21 protein-coding genes and 1 tRNA gene are annotated in these 18,162 nt (G+C 62.6%); 6 read left to right on the top strand and 16 right to left on the bottom strand.

Translation table 11 applies throughout. From position 1 onward, the window contains the following. Window positions 1-36 precede the first annotated feature (36 nt). The 6 genes from K3163_RS07270 to K3163_RS07295 all read right to left on the bottom strand — a co-directional run bounded on the left by K3163_RS07270 (window position 37) and on the right by K3163_RS07295 (window position 2,853). Window positions 37-540, bottom strand: coding sequence for a GNAT family N-acetyltransferase (locus K3163_RS07270; RefSeq protein ID WP_221428537.1), 504 nt, complete (start codon window positions 538-540; stop codon window positions 37-39). A 15-nt stretch (window positions 541-555) separates the two neighbouring features. Further along, the gene (locus K3163_RS07275; protein WP_100258911.1) at window positions 556-786 is read right to left on the bottom strand and encodes a DUF4170 domain-containing protein; all 231 of its coding nucleotides are present in this window, start codon (window positions 784-786) and stop codon (window positions 556-558) included. 106 nt (window positions 787-892) lie between these two features. After that, entirely contained in the window at window positions 893-1,402 is a 510-nt protein-coding gene (locus tag K3163_RS07280; RefSeq protein ID WP_221553652.1) for a hypothetical protein, read from the bottom strand. 47 nt (window positions 1,403-1,449) lie between these two features. Continuing rightward, window positions 1,450-1,776: a hypothetical protein gene (locus tag K3163_RS07285; RefSeq protein WP_221553653.1), complete on the bottom strand. Its 327-nt coding sequence runs from the start codon at window positions 1,774-1,776 to the stop codon at window positions 1,450-1,452. Beyond that, a complete protein-coding gene (locus tag K3163_RS07290) occupies window positions 1,769-2,200 on the bottom strand; it encodes a phage holin family protein (protein ID WP_221553654.1) in 432 nt (143 codons plus the stop codon). The genes K3163_RS07285 and K3163_RS07290 overlap by 8 nt, the downstream gene beginning before the upstream one ends. Before the next feature lie 23 nt (window positions 2,201-2,223). Then, the gene (locus K3163_RS07295; RefSeq protein ID WP_221428533.1) at window positions 2,224-2,853 is read right to left on the bottom strand and encodes a hypothetical protein; all 630 of its coding nucleotides are present in this window, start codon (window positions 2,851-2,853) and stop codon (window positions 2,224-2,226) included. Between the two features lie 176 nt (window positions 2,854-3,029). Here K3163_RS07295 and eno point away from each other — a divergent pair, with 176 nt between their 5' ends. Continuing rightward, window positions 3,030-4,319, top strand: coding sequence for a phosphopyruvate hydratase (eno, locus tag K3163_RS07300; RefSeq protein ID WP_221553655.1), 1,290 nt, complete (start codon window positions 3,030-3,032; stop codon window positions 4,317-4,319). Between the two features lie 4 nt (window positions 4,320-4,323). Here the strand turns inward: eno and K3163_RS07305 are convergent, their stop codons facing one another. After that, window positions 4,324-4,575: a hypothetical protein gene (locus tag K3163_RS07305; protein ID WP_221553656.1), complete on the bottom strand. Its 252-nt coding sequence runs from the start codon at window positions 4,573-4,575 to the stop codon at window positions 4,324-4,326. Window positions 4,576-4,732: 157 nt separating this feature from the next. On the opposite strand from K3163_RS07305, the gene K3163_RS07310 reads away from it, so the two are divergent. Both K3163_RS07310 and K3163_RS07315 read left to right on the top strand, forming a co-directional pair. Further along, a complete protein-coding gene (locus tag K3163_RS07310; RefSeq protein WP_221553657.1) occupies window positions 4,733-5,701 on the top strand; it encodes an aminoglycoside phosphotransferase family protein in 969 nt (322 codons plus the stop codon). Continuing rightward, window positions 5,701-6,792 (top strand): Rv3169 family protein, encoded by a 1,092-nt coding sequence (locus tag K3163_RS07315; RefSeq protein ID WP_221553998.1) that lies wholly within the window; start codon window positions 5,701-5,703, stop codon window positions 6,790-6,792. Before K3163_RS07310 ends, K3163_RS07315 begins: the two co-directional genes overlap by 1 nt. Here K3163_RS07315 and ribH read toward each other — a convergent pair. From ribH to K3163_RS07335, 4 genes are all read right to left on the bottom strand, one after another. Next, window positions 6,789-7,211 (bottom strand): 6,7-dimethyl-8-ribityllumazine synthase, encoded by a 423-nt coding sequence (gene ribH, locus K3163_RS07320; protein WP_221553658.1) that lies wholly within the window; start codon window positions 7,209-7,211, stop codon window positions 6,789-6,791. The genes K3163_RS07315 and ribH overlap by 4 nt on opposite strands. Before the next feature lie 5 nt (window positions 7,212-7,216). After that, complete coding sequence (gene ribB, locus K3163_RS07325) at window positions 7,217-8,455, bottom strand: 3,4-dihydroxy-2-butanone-4-phosphate synthase (RefSeq protein WP_247712486.1); 1,239 nt, start codon at window positions 8,453-8,455, stop codon at window positions 7,217-7,219. Between the two features lie 116 nt (window positions 8,456-8,571). Beyond that, window positions 8,572-8,647: transfer RNA gene (locus K3163_RS07330), tRNA-Lys, on the bottom strand. 110 nt (window positions 8,648-8,757) lie between these two features. Further along, a complete protein-coding gene (locus K3163_RS07335; protein WP_221553659.1) occupies window positions 8,758-9,195 on the bottom strand; it encodes a hypothetical protein in 438 nt (145 codons plus the stop codon). A 14-nt stretch (window positions 9,196-9,209) separates the two neighbouring features. On the opposite strand from K3163_RS07335, the gene K3163_RS07340 reads away from it, so the two are divergent. Next, window positions 9,210-9,920, top strand: coding sequence for a helix-turn-helix transcriptional regulator (locus K3163_RS07340; RefSeq protein ID WP_282098285.1), 711 nt, complete (start codon window positions 9,210-9,212; stop codon window positions 9,918-9,920). A 4-nt stretch (window positions 9,921-9,924) separates the two neighbouring features. Here K3163_RS07340 and rodA read toward each other — a convergent pair whose 3' ends face one another. Genes rodA through K3163_RS07365 form a run of 5 tightly spaced genes read right to left on the bottom strand, consistent with a single transcriptional unit; the run spans window position 9,925 to window position 15,670 of the window. Next, window positions 9,925-11,043 carry a rod shape-determining protein RodA gene (gene rodA / locus K3163_RS07345; RefSeq protein WP_221553661.1) on the bottom strand — a complete coding sequence of 373 codons (1,119 nt, stop codon included), beginning with the start codon at window positions 11,041-11,043 and terminating at the stop codon, window positions 9,925-9,927. Next, entirely contained in the window at window positions 11,040-13,166 is a 2,127-nt protein-coding gene (gene mrdA / locus K3163_RS07350; protein ID WP_221553662.1) for a penicillin-binding protein 2, read from the bottom strand. Before mrdA ends, rodA begins: the two co-directional genes overlap by 4 nt. After that, window positions 13,166-13,717, bottom strand: coding sequence for a rod shape-determining protein MreD (mreD, locus tag K3163_RS07355; RefSeq protein ID WP_221428524.1), 552 nt, complete (start codon window positions 13,715-13,717; stop codon window positions 13,166-13,168). Before mreD ends, mrdA begins: the two co-directional genes overlap by 1 nt. After that, entirely contained in the window at window positions 13,717-14,607 is an 891-nt protein-coding gene (locus tag K3163_RS07360; protein ID WP_221428523.1) for a rod shape-determining protein MreC, read from the bottom strand. Before K3163_RS07360 ends, mreD begins: the two co-directional genes overlap by 1 nt. Before the next feature lie 19 nt (window positions 14,608-14,626). After that, window positions 14,627-15,670 carry a rod shape-determining protein gene (locus K3163_RS07365; RefSeq protein ID WP_221428522.1) on the bottom strand — a complete coding sequence of 348 codons (1,044 nt, stop codon included), beginning with the start codon at window positions 15,668-15,670 and terminating at the stop codon, window positions 14,627-14,629. A gap of 196 nt (window positions 15,671-15,866) precedes the next feature. Between K3163_RS07365 and mutL the strand changes: the two genes are divergently transcribed. Beyond that, window positions 15,867-17,669, top strand: a complete 1,803-nt coding sequence (gene mutL / locus K3163_RS07370; protein WP_221553663.1) for a DNA mismatch repair endonuclease MutL — start codon at window positions 15,867-15,869, stop codon at window positions 17,667-17,669. Beyond that, on the top strand, window positions 17,669-18,160 hold the full coding sequence (locus K3163_RS07375) for a hypothetical protein (RefSeq protein ID WP_221428520.1): 492 nt from the start codon (window positions 17,669-17,671) through the stop codon (window positions 18,158-18,160). Before mutL ends, K3163_RS07375 begins: the two co-directional genes overlap by 1 nt. Window positions 18,161-18,162: the final 2 nt, after the last annotated feature.

Below are 18,162 nucleotides of genomic sequence, written 5' to 3' on the forward strand. Positions count from 1 at the left end.
ATGTGAAAAAGCCCCGGCCATCGCCGGGGCTTTTTTCTAGGCGGGGACTTTCGCGCCCGTGGCCGTTTCGATCGTCCGAACCATCGCCCAATTGGTGATGGTCACGCCGTCGATCTCGAATGTCCGCTTTTTCATCGCCGTATAGCCCGCGCTTTCGAACGCAGGCTTGGCTATCTCGCTCGCCTCGGTGAAGAGGTGGGTGATCCCGTGATACTTCGCATAGAGTGCCGCCGTCTCCAGCAGGCTGGAGGCGAGGCCTTCGTGCGTATGGTCGGGATGGCAGTAGAGATGGTCGAGATGACCGGTCTCCTCCAGCATCGCGTAGGCGACCGGCTCGTCATCATCGTTGGTGGCGATGAAGATCTGAGTGCCGGCATCTGCCTGCGCCTGGTAGACCTCGGGGCCCGCGAAGTTGGAGAGCCAGGCGTCTACCTGCTCTTCGCTATAGGCATCCGGTCCAATGGCCCCGATCGCTGCGCGCCCGAGCTCGGCGAGCGCTTCGGCATCGCCATCCTCGAAAGAGCGGATCGAATAGCCCATCGTCTCGGCAGGTCCTTAAGCTTCGGGATCGAGCAGCTTGTGAAGGTGGACGATGACGTACTTCATTTCCGCATCGTCGACCGTACGCTGGGCATTGCCGCGCCACGCGCTCTCGGCATCCTCGTAGGTAGAATAGACCCCGGCAACGTGGATGCTCTCGGGGTCGGAGAAGGTGACGCTGCGCGGATCGGTTACGCGGCCGCCCATCACCAGGTACAGCGTCTGCTTGCTCTCTTTTTCTTCCATGGTCGTATCTTTCGCTAGGGGAGGAGGAAATCGGCCACGCCAATAGCGAAAGCGGCGCGACAGGCAAGCCTATCACGCCGCTAATGCAGTTTGGTTGAGATTCGGTTTAGCTGGTCAGGCGGTTGCGCAGGTCGCGATATGTTCGCGACGACTTGCGGCTTGCCTTGCGGCCGCTCGAGCGGATGGTGTCGCCCATCGAGTCGAGCCTGTAGCCTGCGTCGCGCTTGATGCGGCGGGCCTGCGTGCCGGCGGCATCGCTGATGTCTTCGAACTTGTCGCCCGCGCCTTCGATCATGGCGAGGCCATAGGCGAGGGCTGCATCGGCGGCGTAGGAAGCGAGCGAGCCTCCACGGCGACCGAGGTCGCGGCCGCGCTTGGTCATCGCGCCGATCGCAAGGCCGACAACTACTGCGCCGGCGACGGTTGCGACCGGATGCTTCTTCGCAAATTCGATCGCGCTGTCGGCGACGTCCTTGGCCTGGTCGGCAAGCGAGCGTTCTTCGTTTCGCTTTTCGCCGGCTTCGATGCGGGCACGCAGCTGTTCGCGCTTCTGTTCATCGGTCAGGCTGCGGTCGGCGCTGATCGGGGTGACGTTGGTTTCTTCGGCGTTTGCCATGATATCCTCTTGAATTTGCGTTCACCTGTTCAACGGTGTCGGCAGGGTCAGTGTTCCGCCGGTTCGTCGCGCCCGTCCCACTCGTCATCGTCTTCATCCGGCTCGAGGCCGAAAAGGGACATCAGCGGGTTGCGCGCGAACCATACCACGATTGCAGCGATGAGTGCGGCGAGAGCGCCCTTGTTGTCTTCGGCGACATCGATGGCTTCCTCGTAGAGGTCCATCGCACCCTCGGTGACGCGGTCCATCGCACGCTCGCCAAGGCTCTTGTGCGCGAAGTCCGCCTTGATGTGCTGGATATCGGCCTCGACCAGCGCCCGCGCAGAATCGCGCAGGTACTTGTCCTCCAGCATGCGGGCCCTGCGGTCACTCATCGTTATTGTCCGAAAATGCGTCGCGGATGTCGTCGATGCGGCCCTTGAGAAGCCGCAGCATGATGACACCGGCCACAATGAGGATCACGGTCACCAGCGCAGTCGCGCCCCACGGACCGAGGAGGGGCATCAGCGCGATGACCGCACCCACCGTGAAAGCGATAAGCGCAAGGTGAAAGACACCAAAGGCGCCAAGCCCGAAGGCAATGGCGCCCTTGAGGCGATTCGCGGCAAAGCCAGCGCGGCTCTTCTGGTAGGCGACTTCGGCCTCGGCATAGGTTTTGCCGTCTTCCAGCAAGGCCACGAGATCGTCGGTCAGTGACGGTCCCGGATCGCCATGATCCTCCGCTTCGGGCTCGTAGTCGTCGGGCAGGTCGAGCGGACCTTCATAATCCGCCCGATCCTGAGTTTCGCTGTCCACCATCGAGCCCCCGTAGCCGCTTTCGATTAGCGACGAAACAGGCGCGAGAGCAGGAAGCCTGCGACTGCGGCGATGCCGATCGCGGTACCCGGGCTCTTGCGGACGAATTCACGGCCGTCTTCGACCAGATCGTCCACGCTCTTTTCGTCGAGCTTGGCGGCATAGTCGTTGAGAGCGGTCGATGCGCTGCGGGCATAGTCGCCGTATTTCGCGCCGAGCTTCTCGTCGACCTGGTGTGCGTTCTCGCTGATCGTACGGCTCAGCGTGCGCATGCCGTCGCTGGTCTTGACCTTGCCTTCGGTGGCGAGTTCCTTGCCCTTGACCTTGGCGTCTGCGCCATAGGCCTTGGCTTCCGCAACCCAGTCGTCGCCCTTGCTCTTGGCCTGGCCACGATAGGCGGCGGCGCGTTCCTGGCCTTCTGCCTTGAGTGCGGCGGCACCTGCCTTCGCTTCTTCCAGAGCAGCGTTGAAACGGCTCTTGGCTTCGGAGCGATGGTCGGCGTTGGTTTCGGTGATTGCAGTATTGGTCACGGGGGTGGTCTCCTTTGCTGCGCCCTTCTTCGCCACGGTCTTGCGCGGCTTCTTGGCGGTGCTTGATTTCTTTGCGGCGCTCGTTTTGCGCTTCTTGGTTGCGCCCGATCCGGTCGTTTCTGACATTGCTCTTGTCCTTGCCCTCAATTCGTATTCATTTCCCGCTGCTTGGAGGCAAACGGGGTCTTCAATGGTGCAACGCAACTTGCGCGCCGATGTTCCGGCGAATAGAGCGCTTTCCTACCCTCGATTTGGGGGTGTTCTACTAAATTACAACACCTGTCCCCGGAGTGCAAATTTTCATGACCGCGATCATCGACATCCACGCCCGTGAAATCCTCGATAGCCGGGGCAATCCCACGGTGGAGGTCGATGTCCTTCTGGAAGACGGCAGCTTCGGCCGCGCGGCCGTGCCGTCGGGTGCCTCGACCGGCGCTCATGAGGCGGTCGAACTGCGCGACGGCGACAAGTCTCGCTATCTCGGCAAGGGCGTCACCAAGGCGGTCGATGCGGTGAACACCGAGATCCGCGACCTGCTGGTCGGCAACTTCGATGCCGAGGACCAGCGCGATGTCGACCACGCCATGATCGCGCTCGACGACACGCCGAACAAGGGCGGGCTCGGCGCGAACGGCATCCTCGGTGTCAGCATGGCGTCTGCAAAGGCTGCAGCGAATGCCCGCGGCCTTCCGCTCTACAGCTACATCGGCGGCGTATCGGCCCACGTCCTCCCCGTGCCGATGATGAACATCATCAATGGCGGCGAGCATGCCGACAATCCGATCGACATCCAGGAATTCATGGTCATGCCGGTCGGTGCAGACAGCCTCGCAGAGGCCGTGCGCTGGGGTGCGGAGATCTTCCACACGCTGAAGAAGAAGCTGCACGAGAAAGGTCTGGCGACCTCCGTTGGTGACGAGGGCGGCTTCGCTCCGAACCTTGCAAGCACGCGCGACGCGCTCGACTTCATCATGGCTTCGATCGAACAGGCAGGCTTCAAGCCGGGGCAGGATGTCGTGCTCGCGCTCGATTGCGCATCGACCGAGTTCTTCAAGGACGGCAAATACGAGATCTCGGGCGAGAACCTCTCGCTCGACGGTCACGAGATGGCCGAATATCTCGACAAACTCTGCGCCGAATACCCGATCCGCTCGATCGAGGACGGCATGGCGGAAGACGATTTCGAAGGCTGGAAGGCGCTGACCGACCGGATCGGCAAGCATGTCCAGCTGGTCGGTGACGATCTCTTCGTCACCAACCCGCAGCGCCTTCGCGAAGGTATCGACCAGGGGCTGGCCAATTCGCTGCTGGTGAAGGTCAACCAGATCGGCACGCTCACCGAGACGCTGGACGCTGTCGATATCGCCAGCCGCGCGGGTTACACGGCCGTGATGTCGCACCGTTCGGGCGAGACCGAGGATGCGACCATCGCCGATCTCGCGGTTGCGACCAATTGCGGACAGATCAAGACCGGCTCGCTTGCGCGTTCGGACCGGCTTGCCAAGTACAACCAGCTTATCCGTATCGAGGAAGAGCTCGGTGACAGCGCGATCTACGCAGGGCGCGACTGCCTGGGCAAGATCGTCTGCTGAGACGCTAGTCGCCCGCCCGGTTCTTCGGGTGGAACCAGTACTGGTAAACGCCCCATGCGTTGATGAGCAGCAGCAGGCCGTTCATTGCGGCCAGCGGCATCGCGTCTTCGCTCAGGCCGATATAGATCCACAGGCAGGATACGGCGCAGAAGAGGATGAAGCCCCAGGCGGTTGCCCGTCGCCCCAGATCGAACGCGATCATCGATGCAGCGATCACAGTACCGATCGAGGCGATCCACTCCAACGGACCGTTCATGATTTGCATGCTCCCATGATTGCCACGACGCTTCTCGCGGGTTAGCGTTCCGGCAATTGCTCTTTGTGGGAGAGGGGCTTTGCGCGATTTTCCCGTGCATCCGGATGAAGTTACGCCGCGGTTGCTGTCCGAGATTTTCGGGCGGCCGGTCACGAGCGTGAGCTGGGAACCGATCGGCACGGGGCAGGTCGGCGACAGTGCCCGTTTCCATCTCGAGGGGGGCGATGTTCCTGCAACGCTTGCCGGCAAATTTCCCGCCGCCGACGCGACAAGCCGGGGCACGGCAGCCATGTTCGGCCTCTATCGCAAGGAAGTGGAATTTTATCGCCAGGCCGCGCCGCTGCTCGACGTGCGTGTCCCGAAAACCCATCTTGCCGAGGTGAGCGAAGACGGGGCGGAATTCACGCTGCTGTTCGAAGACATGGGGCCGGCAAGGCAAGGCGACCAGATCTCGGGATGTGGCATCGAGGATGCCCGCGCGGCGATCCGGCAGGCGGCCGCGATCCATGCGCCGAGCTGGGGCAGGGCCGACATCATCGAGGCCGACTGGATCCAGCCGCCCGAGGATCTGGGAGACAAGGTCGGTGCGATGTATCCGCAAGCGCAGGCAATCTTCCGCGATCGCTACGCAGATTCGCTCGAGGGCGAGTACATGCAAATTTGCGAAGAACTGGCAGGCCTGTCGGCGAGCTATTTCCGTCGCGAGCCGGAGATGCAGTGCCTCGTCCATGGTGACTTCCGGCTAGACAATATGCTGTTCGACATCTGCGGCGGAAAGGAACCCGTCGCCATCCTCGACTGGCAGACGGTGACTGTCGGCAAGGCAATGATCGACGTCGGCTATTTCCTCGGCTGCGGGATCGGCAAGCTCGGCCTCGATCACGAGGGTGAGTTGCTCGATCTCTACCTCGGCGAAATGGCGAACAGGGGTGTTGAGCTGACGCGCGCCGATATTGCGCAGGATTACCGCCGCGGCATCCTCCATGGTGTTTCGACCGCTGTATTCAGCGCAGCTTTCGTCGAGCGCACCGAGCGCGGAGATGACAATTTCCTGTCCATGGCACGAGGAGCCTGCGCGCTGGCCCTGAAGCATGACAGTATCGGCGCGTTGAAGGAGGCAGCTTGATGGTACTTTCCCGCGGGGACGAATATCCGATCCACCAGACGCCCGAGCCGGTCGCATATTCCGGGACCGACCGGAATTTCTACGACCGCTATTTTTTCAATGGCTATGCGCCCGACGGGAGCGGCTTCTTTGCCTGCGCCTTCGGCATCTATCCGCACCTCGATGTGGCGGACGCGCATTTCAGTTTCATCCGGGGCGGGGTGCAGTACTGCCTGCATGCAAGCGCCGAGATGGGAATGGAGCGGATGGCGATGCGCGTCGGGCCGATCTCGATCGAGATCGTGGAACCGCTGCACGCACTGAAAGTCACGATAGACGAGACCGACGGGATCGCCGGCGAGTTTACCTTCACGGGCCGCGCATTCCCGATCGAAGAGCCGCGCTTTACGCACAGGATTGGGCCGCGCGCTTTCATGGACTACACGCGAATGACGCAGAACGGGCACTACGAGGGCTGGATCTCCCTCGATGGCGAGCGTCACGATATGGCGGAAGGCACCGCCGGTACGCGCGATCGCAGCTGGGGGATCAGGCCGGTGGGCGCGCGCGACATGCAGCCGATGCCCGATGCGCCGGTGCCTGCATTCTTCTGGCAATGGACCCCGATCGGTTTTGCGAACGGCAGCCTTTTCTTCCATGTGAACAACGACCCGAGCGGGAAGGCATGGAATACCCGTGCTGCCTGGGCTGGCGACGGCGCGGATGCTCGCGACATTGCCGAAGGGCATGGCAGCATGCGCACGCGGCTCTTGCCGGGCACGCGATGGCCTGCCGGTGGGACCTTGTCGCTAGCGGTGAAAGGCGCGCCCGAGCAGGTCACTTTCGAACCGCTGGGTCGCTTCCAGATGCGCGGGATCGGCTACACGCATCCCGAGTGGAACCATGGCTTGCATCACGGCAAGCTCCGCGTCGAGCGCGAGGACATCGAACTCGACGCGATCGATCCGCTCGCGCCCGAGAACCTGCACGTACAAACGCTCGTGCGTGTCAACGGAAACGACGGCAGCGAAGGGCTGGGGGTGTTCGAACAGCTCATCATGGGGCCGTTCGCACCGCTTGGTCTGACCGGGATGGTGGACGGAGCGGACTAGACCCCGAAACGGCCCTGCAGGTCGAGCAGCGCCATGGCGGCCTTGGCAGCCTCGCCACCCTTGTCCTTCTTGGTCGGATCCGCGCGTACGATAGCCTGTTCTTCGTTCTCGGTCGTGATGATGCCGTTGCCGATGGCGATACCGTCCATCGTCAGTGCCATGATCCCGCGTGCGCTTTCGCCCGCCACGATCTCGAAGTGATAGGTTTCGCCGCGGATCACCACGCCGATGGCTACGAAACCGTCATAGCGGCCACTCTCGGCGGCCATGGCGATTGCGCCCGGAACTTCGAGCGCGCCGGGGACGGTGAGGACCTCGACCGAGTGGCCTTCGGCCTCGAGTGCTGCCTTGGCACCGGCAACCAGCATGTCGTTCAAGTGGTCGTAGAAACGCGCTTCGACGATCAGGAAATTGGCCATCTGGTTCACTCCGGAATGGGTTTGTGGTCGACGATATTGAGGCCGTAGCCTTCGATAGCAACGACATTGGGCTGGGAATTGCTGAGCAGGATCATGTCCTCGACACCAAGATCGGCGAGGATTTGCGAGCCGATACCGACATTACGCTGGGCCTCGTTCTCGCCATAGCCTGTCGCGGGACGTCCGGTGATAATGACGATAACGCCCGAACCATGCTCGCCCACGGCTTCCATGGCACGCTGTAGGGTGCGCTTGCGCGGGCCGGGCTTGCCGAGAACGTCGTCGAAGATAGAGATAGGATGGACGCGGGTGAGGGTGGGCTCGCCTTCCCTCACTTCGCCCTTCTGGAGGACATAGCTCTCGCTGCCGTCGACCGTGTTGCGGTAGGTCAGCATCTGCCACGCGCCACCATAGTCGGAGGTGAAGCTGTCCTCTGCGATGCGTTCGACCAGGTGGTCATGGCGCATTCGATATTCGATCAGGTCGCGGATCGTGCCGATCTTCATGTCGTGCTTGCGCGCGAAGGTGACGAGATCGTCGAGGCGGGCCATCGTCCCGTCGTCTTTCATGATCTCGCAGATCACGCCCGAGGGATTGAGGCCAGCGAGGCGCGAGATATCGACCGCAGCTTCCGTATGGCCAGCGCGCACGAGCACGCCGCCGTCGCGGGCAGTCAGGGGGAAGACATGGCCGGGGGTGACGATATCCTCAGGACCCTTGGTCGGATCGATTGCGACCGAGACCGTGCGCGAGCGGTCTGCTGCGCTGATGCCGGTGGTGACGCCGGTCTTCGCCTCGATCGAGGTGGTGAAGGCTGTCTGCATGCTTTCGCGATTGTCGCGGCTCATCGGTTCGAGGCCGAGAGCTTTCACACGCTTGGTGTCGAGCGAGAGGCAGATGAGGCCACGGCCATGCGTCGCCATGAAGTTGATTGCGTTCGGCGTGGCCATCTGTGCGGGAATGACGAGGTCGCCCTCGTTCTCGCGATCCTCGTCATCGACCAGGATGAACATCCGGCCGTTGCGCGCCTCGTCGATGATTTCCTCGGCGCCGACGATGACCGGGGTCTCGTCATTGGCTTCGAGAAAGGCTTCGAGCTTGCCCAGCGTTTCGGCGGTGGGGTTCCAGCCATCTTCGGCGCAGTCGCGCAAGGTATTGGCGTGGAGGCCGGCTGCGCGGGCGAGCCCGGCGCGGGTCATCAGACCGGTGCCGACGATGGTGCGGACTTTTTCGATCGTATCCATACCCACAGCCGGTATCACATCATAATGTGATGCGCAAACGAACATCACATTCAATGTGCATCAGACGCAAGGGTGACGCAAAGTGTGGATCGGCATCGATCGGGGAAGGGAGGAAATGGTGGACGCACTAGGGCTCGAACCTAGGACCCGCTGATTAAGAGTCAGCTGCTCTACCAACTGAGCTATGCGTCCACTCTCACGGCATTCTTTTCCGTGTCCGGCCCGGTGGTGCGGGCGGCCCCCGACTCGGGGGAGGCGCTCATATAGCGGCTGCTTCCGCGATTGAAAGAGGCAAAATTGCCTTAGGCGACATTTCGCTTGTTCATCGCCTCGATCCCTTCGAGGAGAAGGCAGATTGTCGCCCCGAACGGATCGCTGGGATTGTCGCGGATTTCGATGACCTTGCCGTACTCGAGCGTGCGCAGTGCAGCGAAGGATTCGTGCAGCGGCAGGCCGGTCGACTGGTGGATTTCCCACACGGTACTTTCCAGCCCCTCGCGGGCTCGGGTGCAGACTGTTTCAAGCACGACACTGCAGGCACCGTCGCCCGCAAGCTCGGCAAGCTTTGAGCAATCGAGTTGCTCGAATTCCAGGGTGCTCTTCGGGTGAGAGCTGATGCGACCAGACACAAGTGTTTCCTTGCGAATCGCAAGCGCTCTCTCCTTCGCTTGCTCGAAGTTTTGAGAGCCGATATATTCTTCCCGGAGAATTGGTAGTCCCCTGAGTAGGTGACCGGCCATTTTTGGATCAACAAATGCAGGAATTCGTAGCAGAACTCGAACGACTCGATGATTGTGAGAAAATCCTCACATACGTAATTTCGTTCGGCTCTGATCACGGTATCTTGGCATTTAGTTACCATTACTTTCCGATTTTCGGATCACCCATTGCGCGAGGAGCGTTCGTCCATGCCGAAGGTTTCCCGCGCGAGTGGGAGAAAGCCTACGTCAGCGAGGGTCTGATCAGGAAGGATCCGGTACCTCGACTGACCTTCGACAATCCACCGGTGCTCTTCTGGGACGAAGCGATCGCGCTCTCGAAAAACGACCCCGAAGCCATGCGGTACTTCGCCAGGATGCGGTCGTTCGGAATGGGCAATGGCGCGAGCTTCGCGCTTTACGGACCACGTTCGCGAAACGGCTACGCTACGATGATTTTCGACAAGCCGCCGCAAGAATTGCCGGAGGGGCTGGTCAGCCTCATGAACAGCATGGTGCAGGCCGCTCATGTCCGGATTTGCCAGATTACCTCCGAAGACGAGGCAAGTGTCGAACTGTCCCACCGCGAGCGAGAGGTCCTGGGCTGGATGGCCGGTGGCAAGAGCGCGAGCGAGATCGCGGGAATATTGAAGATCTCGCCCGATACTGTGCGCACCTACATCAGACGGCTCTACGAGAAGCTGGACGTGACGGACCGCGTTGCGGCGACGGTGAAGGGGCTCAGGCTGGGCCTCATCACGATCTGAGGGCTCAGGTGATGAGGCCGGTGCGCGGAGCTTTCTGGTTCCAGCGATAGACCATCATTAACACCCCGATACAGATCATGTTGGTCATCATCGAACTGCCGCCGTGGCTGATGAAGGGCAGGGGGATGCCGACGACGGGGGCAAAACCCATCACCATCAGCAGGTTGATCGCAACGTAGAAGAAGATCGTCGCGGTCATGCCGGCCGCCAGCAGCTTCGAGAAACGGTCGTTCGCGTTGCGCGCGACCGACAGGCCCCAGCGCAGGATCATCGCGAAGGCGCCAAGAACGAAGAGGCCGCCGACAAAGCCCCATTCCTCGGCCATGGTGGCGAAGACGAAGTCGGTGTGCGGCTCGGGCAGGTAGCGCAAATGGCTCTGTGACCCTTCATTGAAGCCTTTTCCGAAAATACCCCCGGACCCGATCGCAATCTTCGACTGGGTGATCTGGTATCCCTCGCCGAGCGGGTCGCTTTCAGGGTCGAGGAACGTCGTCACGCGGTCCTGCTGGTAGGGCTGGAGCGCGAAGAAGAACGCAAGCGGCAGCGAGGCTACACCGGCGATCCCGGCAAAGACGAACCAGCGCAGTGGAAGCCCTGCGAGGAACATCACGACACCTCCGCCGAAAGCGATCGCCAACGACGTGCCGAGGTCAGGCTGCAGGAGGACGAAAGCCATAGGCGCGAGAATGATACCGGCTGCCGGCATCAGCGCCCGCCAGCTTGGGATCATGCCGACGGGCAATGAGCCGTAGTAGTTCGCCAATGCGACCACCACGGCGGGCTTCATCAGTTCCGAAGGCTGGATGCGGATCGGTCCGACCTCGAGCCAACGCTGGCTACCGCCGCCAACCTGGCCGACGATCTCCACCGCCATCAGCAGCAGCAGGATGACGAGATAGGCGGGATAGGTGAAGAAGCTCACGAACTCTTTCGAGAAACGCGAGATCACCACAGCCATTACGAAGAGGATAGCAAACCGCAGCAGGTGCGAGCGTGCGTAGGCGTCGAAATCGCCTGCTGCGGCAGATGTCAGTACCAACGCCCCGAACATGATCAGCGCGAAGAGCGGGAACAGCATCTGCCATGGCTGGCGGGCTACGGGATCCGGGACGATCCCGCTCATTCACCTGCCTCCGGCACATCGGTTGCGGTTGCCGCCTGCCTGTCGGGCGTCTGCGCGGAGGGTGGTGCACGGCTGATCTGGCTGGTTGCCTCGTTGTCCTCGCGTCGAGGGGTGACCGAATCCCCGAGTTGCTCGGCCTGCCTCGCGGCAAGACGAGCCTCGGCCTCGACCTTGTCGAAGATATCGTCGTCGCGGGTGGGGATAGGCGGCACCGAGGCACCGTTTGCCGCGGCATAGGCGCGGTACTTGGCATCGAGGCGCTGCTGGGCGGTTCCGCCCCATTGCGTTTCCAGGGCGCGGAGCGCTTCGAGACCCTTTGCCGGATCGAACAGATAAGTCATCACGTCGCGCGCGATCGGGTAGGCCGAACCCGAACCGCCGCCGTGTTCGATGACCACTGCGCCTGCGTATTTCGGTTTGTCGAAGGGCGCGAAGAAAACGAACAACCCGTGGTCGCGGTACTTCCACGGGCCTGTCTTCCCGTCCGAAATGCTGAGCGAGACCACCTGAGCCGTACCGGTCTTGCCTGCCATCTGGATGCCTTCGATCGGCAAGCGCGCACGGCCAGCGGTTCCCGGGCCGTTGACGACGTCGCTCATGGCCTTGCGGACGTAGTCGATCTCTTCGGCGCTGAAGTCGAAATGTTCGAATTCCGGCCGGGGGTCGTCCATCCGCAGGTGCGGGACGACCTTGTATCCGGTCGCCAGTCGCGAGGCCATCACCGCCAGCTGCAGCGGGTTCACGAGGTAATAGCCCTGGCCGATCGAGGCGTTGACCGTGTCGAAGGGCTGCCACGCCTGGTCGTACTTGCGCTGCTTCCACGAGGGTTCCGGCACGGTGCCGTAGAACTGGCTGGTGACCGGCAGATCGAATTCCTCGCCCAGACCCATCTTGTGGGCCCATTCGGCGACCTTCTCGAAGCCGACCTGCTGGGCGAAGTGATAGAAATAGCTGTCGCAGCTCTGGTAGATGGCCTTCGCCATGTCGACAGAGCCGTGATTGCTCCAGCAATTGAAGAAGCGGTTGCCGATACGCCGTCCGCCACCGCAGATGATGGTCTCTTCCGGCTTCACCCCCGCATCGAGGAAGGCCATGCAGTGCATCGGCTTGACCGTCGATCCCGGAGGATAGAGGCCCTTGAGAACCTTGTTTCGCAGCGGCACGCGCTCGTCTTCGCGAAGCATCGCATATTCGACGCGGCCGATGCCGGCGGAAAAGCTGTTCGGATCGAAGCTGGGCATGGAGGACATGCACAGGACGTCGCCGGTCTCGCAATCCATGACGACGCAGGACCCGCTCTCGAGGCCGATGCGCCGTGCGGCATAGTCCTGAAGCGGGCCGTCAATCGTGAGGCGTACGGGCTTGCCCTGCGTGTCCTCCCGGGTTTCCAGATCGCGCACGATGCGTCCCGATGCAGTGACTTCGACCCGGCGCGCGCCCGGCTTGCCCTGCAGCTCTTCCTCGAACTGCTGTTCGAGCGAATCCTTGCCGATCTTGTAGCCTGGTGTGATCAGGATGGGGTCGGGGCGTTCCTCGTATTCTTCTGCCGACGCGGGGCCTACGTAGCCGAGCAGGTGACCGACGCTCGGCCCGGTCGGGTAGAAACGAGAGAAGCCACGTTGCGGGACTACGCCCGGCAGGTCGGGAAGCCGCACGCTGATCGCGGCGAATTCGTCATAATCGAGACCCGTCGCCACCTCGATGGGCTGGAAGCCGCGCGCTTCGTCGATCCGCTTGGAGATGTCGGCGATCGTGGTGTCGGGCAGGTCAAGGATATCGGCAAGTGCATCGAGCGTGCGTTCCGGATTTTCCATCCTGTCCGGGATCACGTCGACGCGGAAGTCGGCGCGGTTGGAGGCGAGGGGGGCACCGTTACGGTCGAGAATCCAGCCCCTGCGCGGCGGGATCAGCGAGAGGTTTACGCGGTTACTTTCCGATTCCAGCACCCAGCGCTCGTTCTCCGCGATGGCGATGTAACCCATGCGCGCAGCCAGGATTGCGCCGATCCCGCCCATGCCGCCGCCGATCACGAAGGTGCGCCGGTTGAAGGCGTTCTCCAGCGTGGTCTGGCTGACCAGTTCCTTGGGCTTGTTACGGATGCCCCGCTTCCTGAACAGGCCCATCAGACGCGCTTCCAGCGACGCAGCCGCAGGTCGTCAAACCACCCGACCATGCGGGCGATGAGGGGGAAAATCAGGATGGAAAGCACGAATTGGGGCACGACACCGATCAGCGAATGCAGCGTGGGGGTGGCGCCGGAAAGCAGCCAACCCACGAGGAGATATATTGCGATCAATATACAGGCTGTGAACCAGTCCTGCCAGAAGGCGCGCCACGGCCATCGGTTTTCGATCAGCTCGATCACGAGAAGGACCACCGACCATGTCAGGATGGCAAAGCCGAAGGGCTGGCCGCTATAGAGATCGTCGAACAGGCCAAGCGGGAAGCCGGCCCAGACGGGCAGCAGTCCTGGCCTGACGAGGCGCCATGCGATGAGCAGCATGAACCCGAGTGGCGGCACCATCGGGAGAGCGGCTGCAACTGCGAAGATCGGTAGCAGCGAGGCAATCAGTATGCTGGCCCAGGGAATGATATTCGCCAGCAGGGGGGAGTGCGAGCGATTGATCCTGCTTCCATAGGCGTCGCTACGCGCTCGCGGATCGTTGCGCTCCATCAGTCGGTCAGTTCCTCTTCGATGGGCGTCTGCGCGCCGATGGCGGCATCGGGTTCGAAGATGGGCTCGACAGCGACGAAATCGGTTGCGGCGGGATCGCTGACGATGCGCGCGAGGCCGCCGTCATCGTTGAGTTCGGTCACGATCGCGACCGCGATGCCGGGCGGATAGTAACCGCCTGCGCCGCTCGTCACGAACATGTCGCCGGGCTGCAGCGGGTTGATGCCGAGATTGATGAGCTTGATCCTGAGCAGGCTGTCGCCGCGGCCTTCCGCGAAGGCGACCACCTCGTCTCCGGCCCGGCGAACCGGCAGGACGCTCTCGCTGTCGGTCAGCAGCAGGACGCGCGAGGACGAGCCGCCCGTTTCGAGGATGCGCCCGACCACGCCGCGCGGGCTGCGCACCGGCATGCCGACTTCGACACCGTCATCCGACCCAGCTCCAAGATAGGCGAAACGCCGCGTGCTCGAAGAGGACGAGCCAACCAGTCGCGCAACCGCGACCGGCGTACGGTCCTTGTCCTGGAGGTCCAGCAGACCCTTGAGGCGCACGTTCTCCTGACGGATGGCCTCTGCCTCGGCGAGGCGGATACGCGCCAGTTCCATTTCGCGCCGCAGTTCTGCGTTCTTGGATCCGGCGCGGTAGTAGCCGCTGATCGAGTCCCACAGTCCCTTGGATTCCGTCCTCACCGTCGCAACGGTTTCGGTAGCCGGAGTTGCCGCATCCTGTGCCGCACCACGTGGGCCGCCGAAAAGGTCGGGCTGGAAGAAGGAAACGCCAAGCAGCACAGCGCCGATGAGGGCACCGAGACCGGCCACGATGTAGCCGGTGAACAGATTGTATTGCGCCCGCTTGGAATAAGTGGAGCGCCGCTGGCCGCTCGGCGCCATGGTCTGCCCCCTTCTTCGCTTATGCGGTCATCAAAACGCCGCGATAGATCGGGTCTTCCATGGCACGGCCCGTGCCCACGGCAACGCAGGACAGCGGATCTTCCGCGATGGTGACCGGCAGACCGGTTTCGTCGCGAAGATACTCGTCGAGACCGCCGATCAGCGCGCCGCCGCCGGTCAGGACGATGCCCTGGTCGACGATGTCGGCTGCCAGTTCGGGAGCGGTGTTCTCGAGTGCGATACGCACGCCTTCGACAATGGCACCGATCGGTTCGCTCAGGGCTTCTGCGATGTGGCCCTGGTTGATCGTGATTTCCTTGGGCACGCCGTTCACCAGGTCGCGGCCCTTGATGGTGATCTGCTCGCCGACACCGTCTTCGGGCGGGCGGGCGACACCGTAATCCTTCTTGATACGCTCTGCCGTGCTGTCACCGATCAGCAGGTTGTGGTGTCGTCGGACATAGCTGACGATCGCTTCGTCCATCTTGTCGCCGCCGGTGCGGACCGAAGTGGTGTAGGCGAGGCCGCGCAGCGAGAGGACGGCAACCTCGGTGGTGCCGCCGCCGATGTCGACGACCATCGAGCCGACCGGCTCGGTCACGGGCATGTCTGCACCGATAGCTGCGGCCATCGGTTCGAGGATCAGGTAGACCTGCGAAGCCCCGGCGTTGGATGCCGCATCGCGGATTGCGCGCCGCTCGACCGAAGTCGAGCCCGAAGGGACACAGATCGTGATCTCGGGGTAGCGCATCAGGCTCTTGCGACCGGTGACCTTCTTGATGAAACTCTTGATCATCTCTTCGGCCACGTCGAGGTCGGCGATCACGCCGTCACGCAGCGGACGGATTGCCTCGATGGAATCGGGCGTCTTGCCCATCATCATCTTCGCATCGTCACCCACGGCCTTGACCCGCTTCATGCCGTTGATCGTCTCGAGCGCAACCACGCTCGGCTCGTTCAGCACGATGCCCTGATCCTGCACGTAGACCAGCGTGTTGGCGGTACCGAGGTCGATAGCCATGTTCTGCACGCCGAATTTGAAGAGGTTGTTCCAGAAGCCCATTTTGGTGTCGTAATCCGTGTACTGCGGGGTTGGCGAATGATGTGAATCGCACCGCTCGTTTGCGCCCGGGGGAAAGCGGTGGCGGTGCTTTAGCGATATTACGCTCCGAAAGCCAAAAATTTCCGTAATTTCGATGGGGGATAGGAATTCGTATCGTCTCGGATTTCTGCCGGTTCGGCGCTATGTTGTGATGTCCATGCCCGAAATACGCCGCCTGCCCGATAATCTGGTCAATCGCATCGCTGCTGGCGAGGTCGTCGAGCGCCCGTCTTCGGCGCTCAAGGAGCTGGTCGAAAACGCCATCGATGCCGGTGCGACACGGATCGCCGTGAAGCTGGTCGAAGGCGGTCTGACGAGCCTCGAAGTGACCGACGATGGCTGCGGCATGACTCCGGACGAGATGGCCCTCGCTCTGGAGCGCCACGCCACCTCGAAGCTGCCCGACGAAGCGATCGAGCAGGTCGCCACGCTCGGCTTCAGGGGCGAGGCATTGCCCAGCATCGCCAGCGTGGCGCGCTTCTCGCTCGAAAGTCGCCCCAAGGGCGCCGAGCAGGGCTGGAAGCGAGTGGTCGATCACGGCGAGCTGGTTTCGGAAGGGCCCGCAGCTCTCCCGCCAGGAACGCGCGTGCGGGTCGAGAACCTGTTCGGCAAGATCCCCGCGCGCCGCAAGTTCCTCCGTACGCCCCGCAGCGAATATGCCGCCTGCCTCGATGTCGTGAAGCGCCTCGCGATGGCGCGGCCCGATGTGGCCATCACGCTCGACCATGGCGAGCGGCGCATTCTCGGCCTGCAGGGCGGGGAAGGGCTGGCCAATCGCGTGGCACAGGTCGTGGCACGCGAGCTGAAGGAAAACGGCGTCGCTATCGATCTCGATCGCGGGACCATGCGCCTCAGCGGTATCGCCGGCCTGCCGACCTACAATCGCGGGATTGCCGATCACCAGTACCTCTTCGTCAATGGTCGCCCGGTGAAGGACCGGCTGCTGACGGGCGCAGTGCGCGGTGCCTATGCCGACATGCTGGCGCGCGATCGCCATGCTGTGCTCGCGCTGTTCCTCGATCTCCCGCCAGAAGAGGTGGATGTGAACGTCCATCCCGCGAAGACCGAAGTGCGCTTCCGTGACGCACAGGCGGTGCGCGGGTTCATTGTCTCGGGCCTCCGCAACGCACTTGCGACCGGGGACAAGCGCAGCGCCCAGTCTCCCGATGCAGGCGCAATGTCGCGCTGGCAGCAGGAACCGGTTCGCGAAGAACCTGCACCGGCGCTTCGCTCGATCTTCGAAGGCCGAGACTGGTCGTCACCGCAGCAGCGCGTGTCCGAACCGTCACAGGCTTGGCGCGGGGCCGATACCGATGTGATGGCCGCTCCGCAGGGCCGCGCAGAGGAAGCCGCACCGGTCGCCGCCGAAGCGCAGGACTACCCACTCGGCATCGCGCGTGGTCAGGTTGCGAACACCTACATCGTGGCCGAGGCGAAGGATGGGCTGGTCCTCGTCGACCAGCACGCTGCGCACGAGCGCCTCGTGCTAGAACGCCTGAAAGCGGCCGGCGCCGAAGAGGCGGTTGCACGCAGCCAGGCGCTGCTCATCCCCGAAGTGGTGGAACTGGACGAAACCAGCTGCGACCGGCTCGAGGAAGCTGCCGACACGTTGGCCAAGCACGGCCTCGCGATCGAACGCTTCGGCCCTTCGGCCATGCTCGTTCGCAGCCTTCCGCACGCAATTGCGCGTACCGATCCGGAAAAGCTCCTGCGCGATATAGACGACGATCTCGCACTCAATGGCGAGGCGCTGCACCTTGGTGAAAAGCTCGACCTCGTGCTTGCCACCATGGCTTGTCACGGGTCTGTCAGGGCAGGGCGCACCTTGCGCGTCGACGAGATGAACGCCCTGCTGCGCGAAATGGAGCGCACGCCGCGATCGGGCCAGTGCAACCACGGGCGTCCCACATGGGTCAAACTCTCGATGGAAGACGTCGAGAAGCTGTTCGGGAGACATTGATGCGCTGGATTGCTGTCGGTCTTGCCCTTGCCGTCGCGGCTTGCGGCCCCACTCCAGAGGAACAGGCCGCAGCAGATGCGCGCGATGTCGCCGAGGTGAAGGCCAACCAGGATGCTCCGGCTGAGCAGCTCGTGCTGGACCCCATTCGCTACCGCGAGATCGAAAAATTCGAGCTTTACGGTGCGGGCTGCAGTTTCGTGCCCGATGGTGGCGGACTGGGCGCGGTCGCGATCGCGATGGCCGACGAAGGCTACGCCATCCGCAATGGCGAGCTGCTGCGCTTTGCCGCGGACAAGGGCAGTGCTGAACTCCCCTATCTCGCGCGCCGCGAATACGACGGGCTCGAATACTCCTTCACACTCGACCTCGACGAGGCGAGCGGTGAAAAAACCGGTATGGAAACAAGCGATTATCGCGGGATTCTAACGGTACGCGACAGCAGCGATGCAGTCGTCTACCGGGCAGAAGGTTTGACCCAATGCGGGGCCTGAGG

Source organism: Qipengyuania xiapuensis, from assembly GCF_019711395.1.
GTDB lineage: Bacteria > Pseudomonadota > Alphaproteobacteria > Sphingomonadales > Sphingomonadaceae > Qipengyuania > Qipengyuania xiapuensis.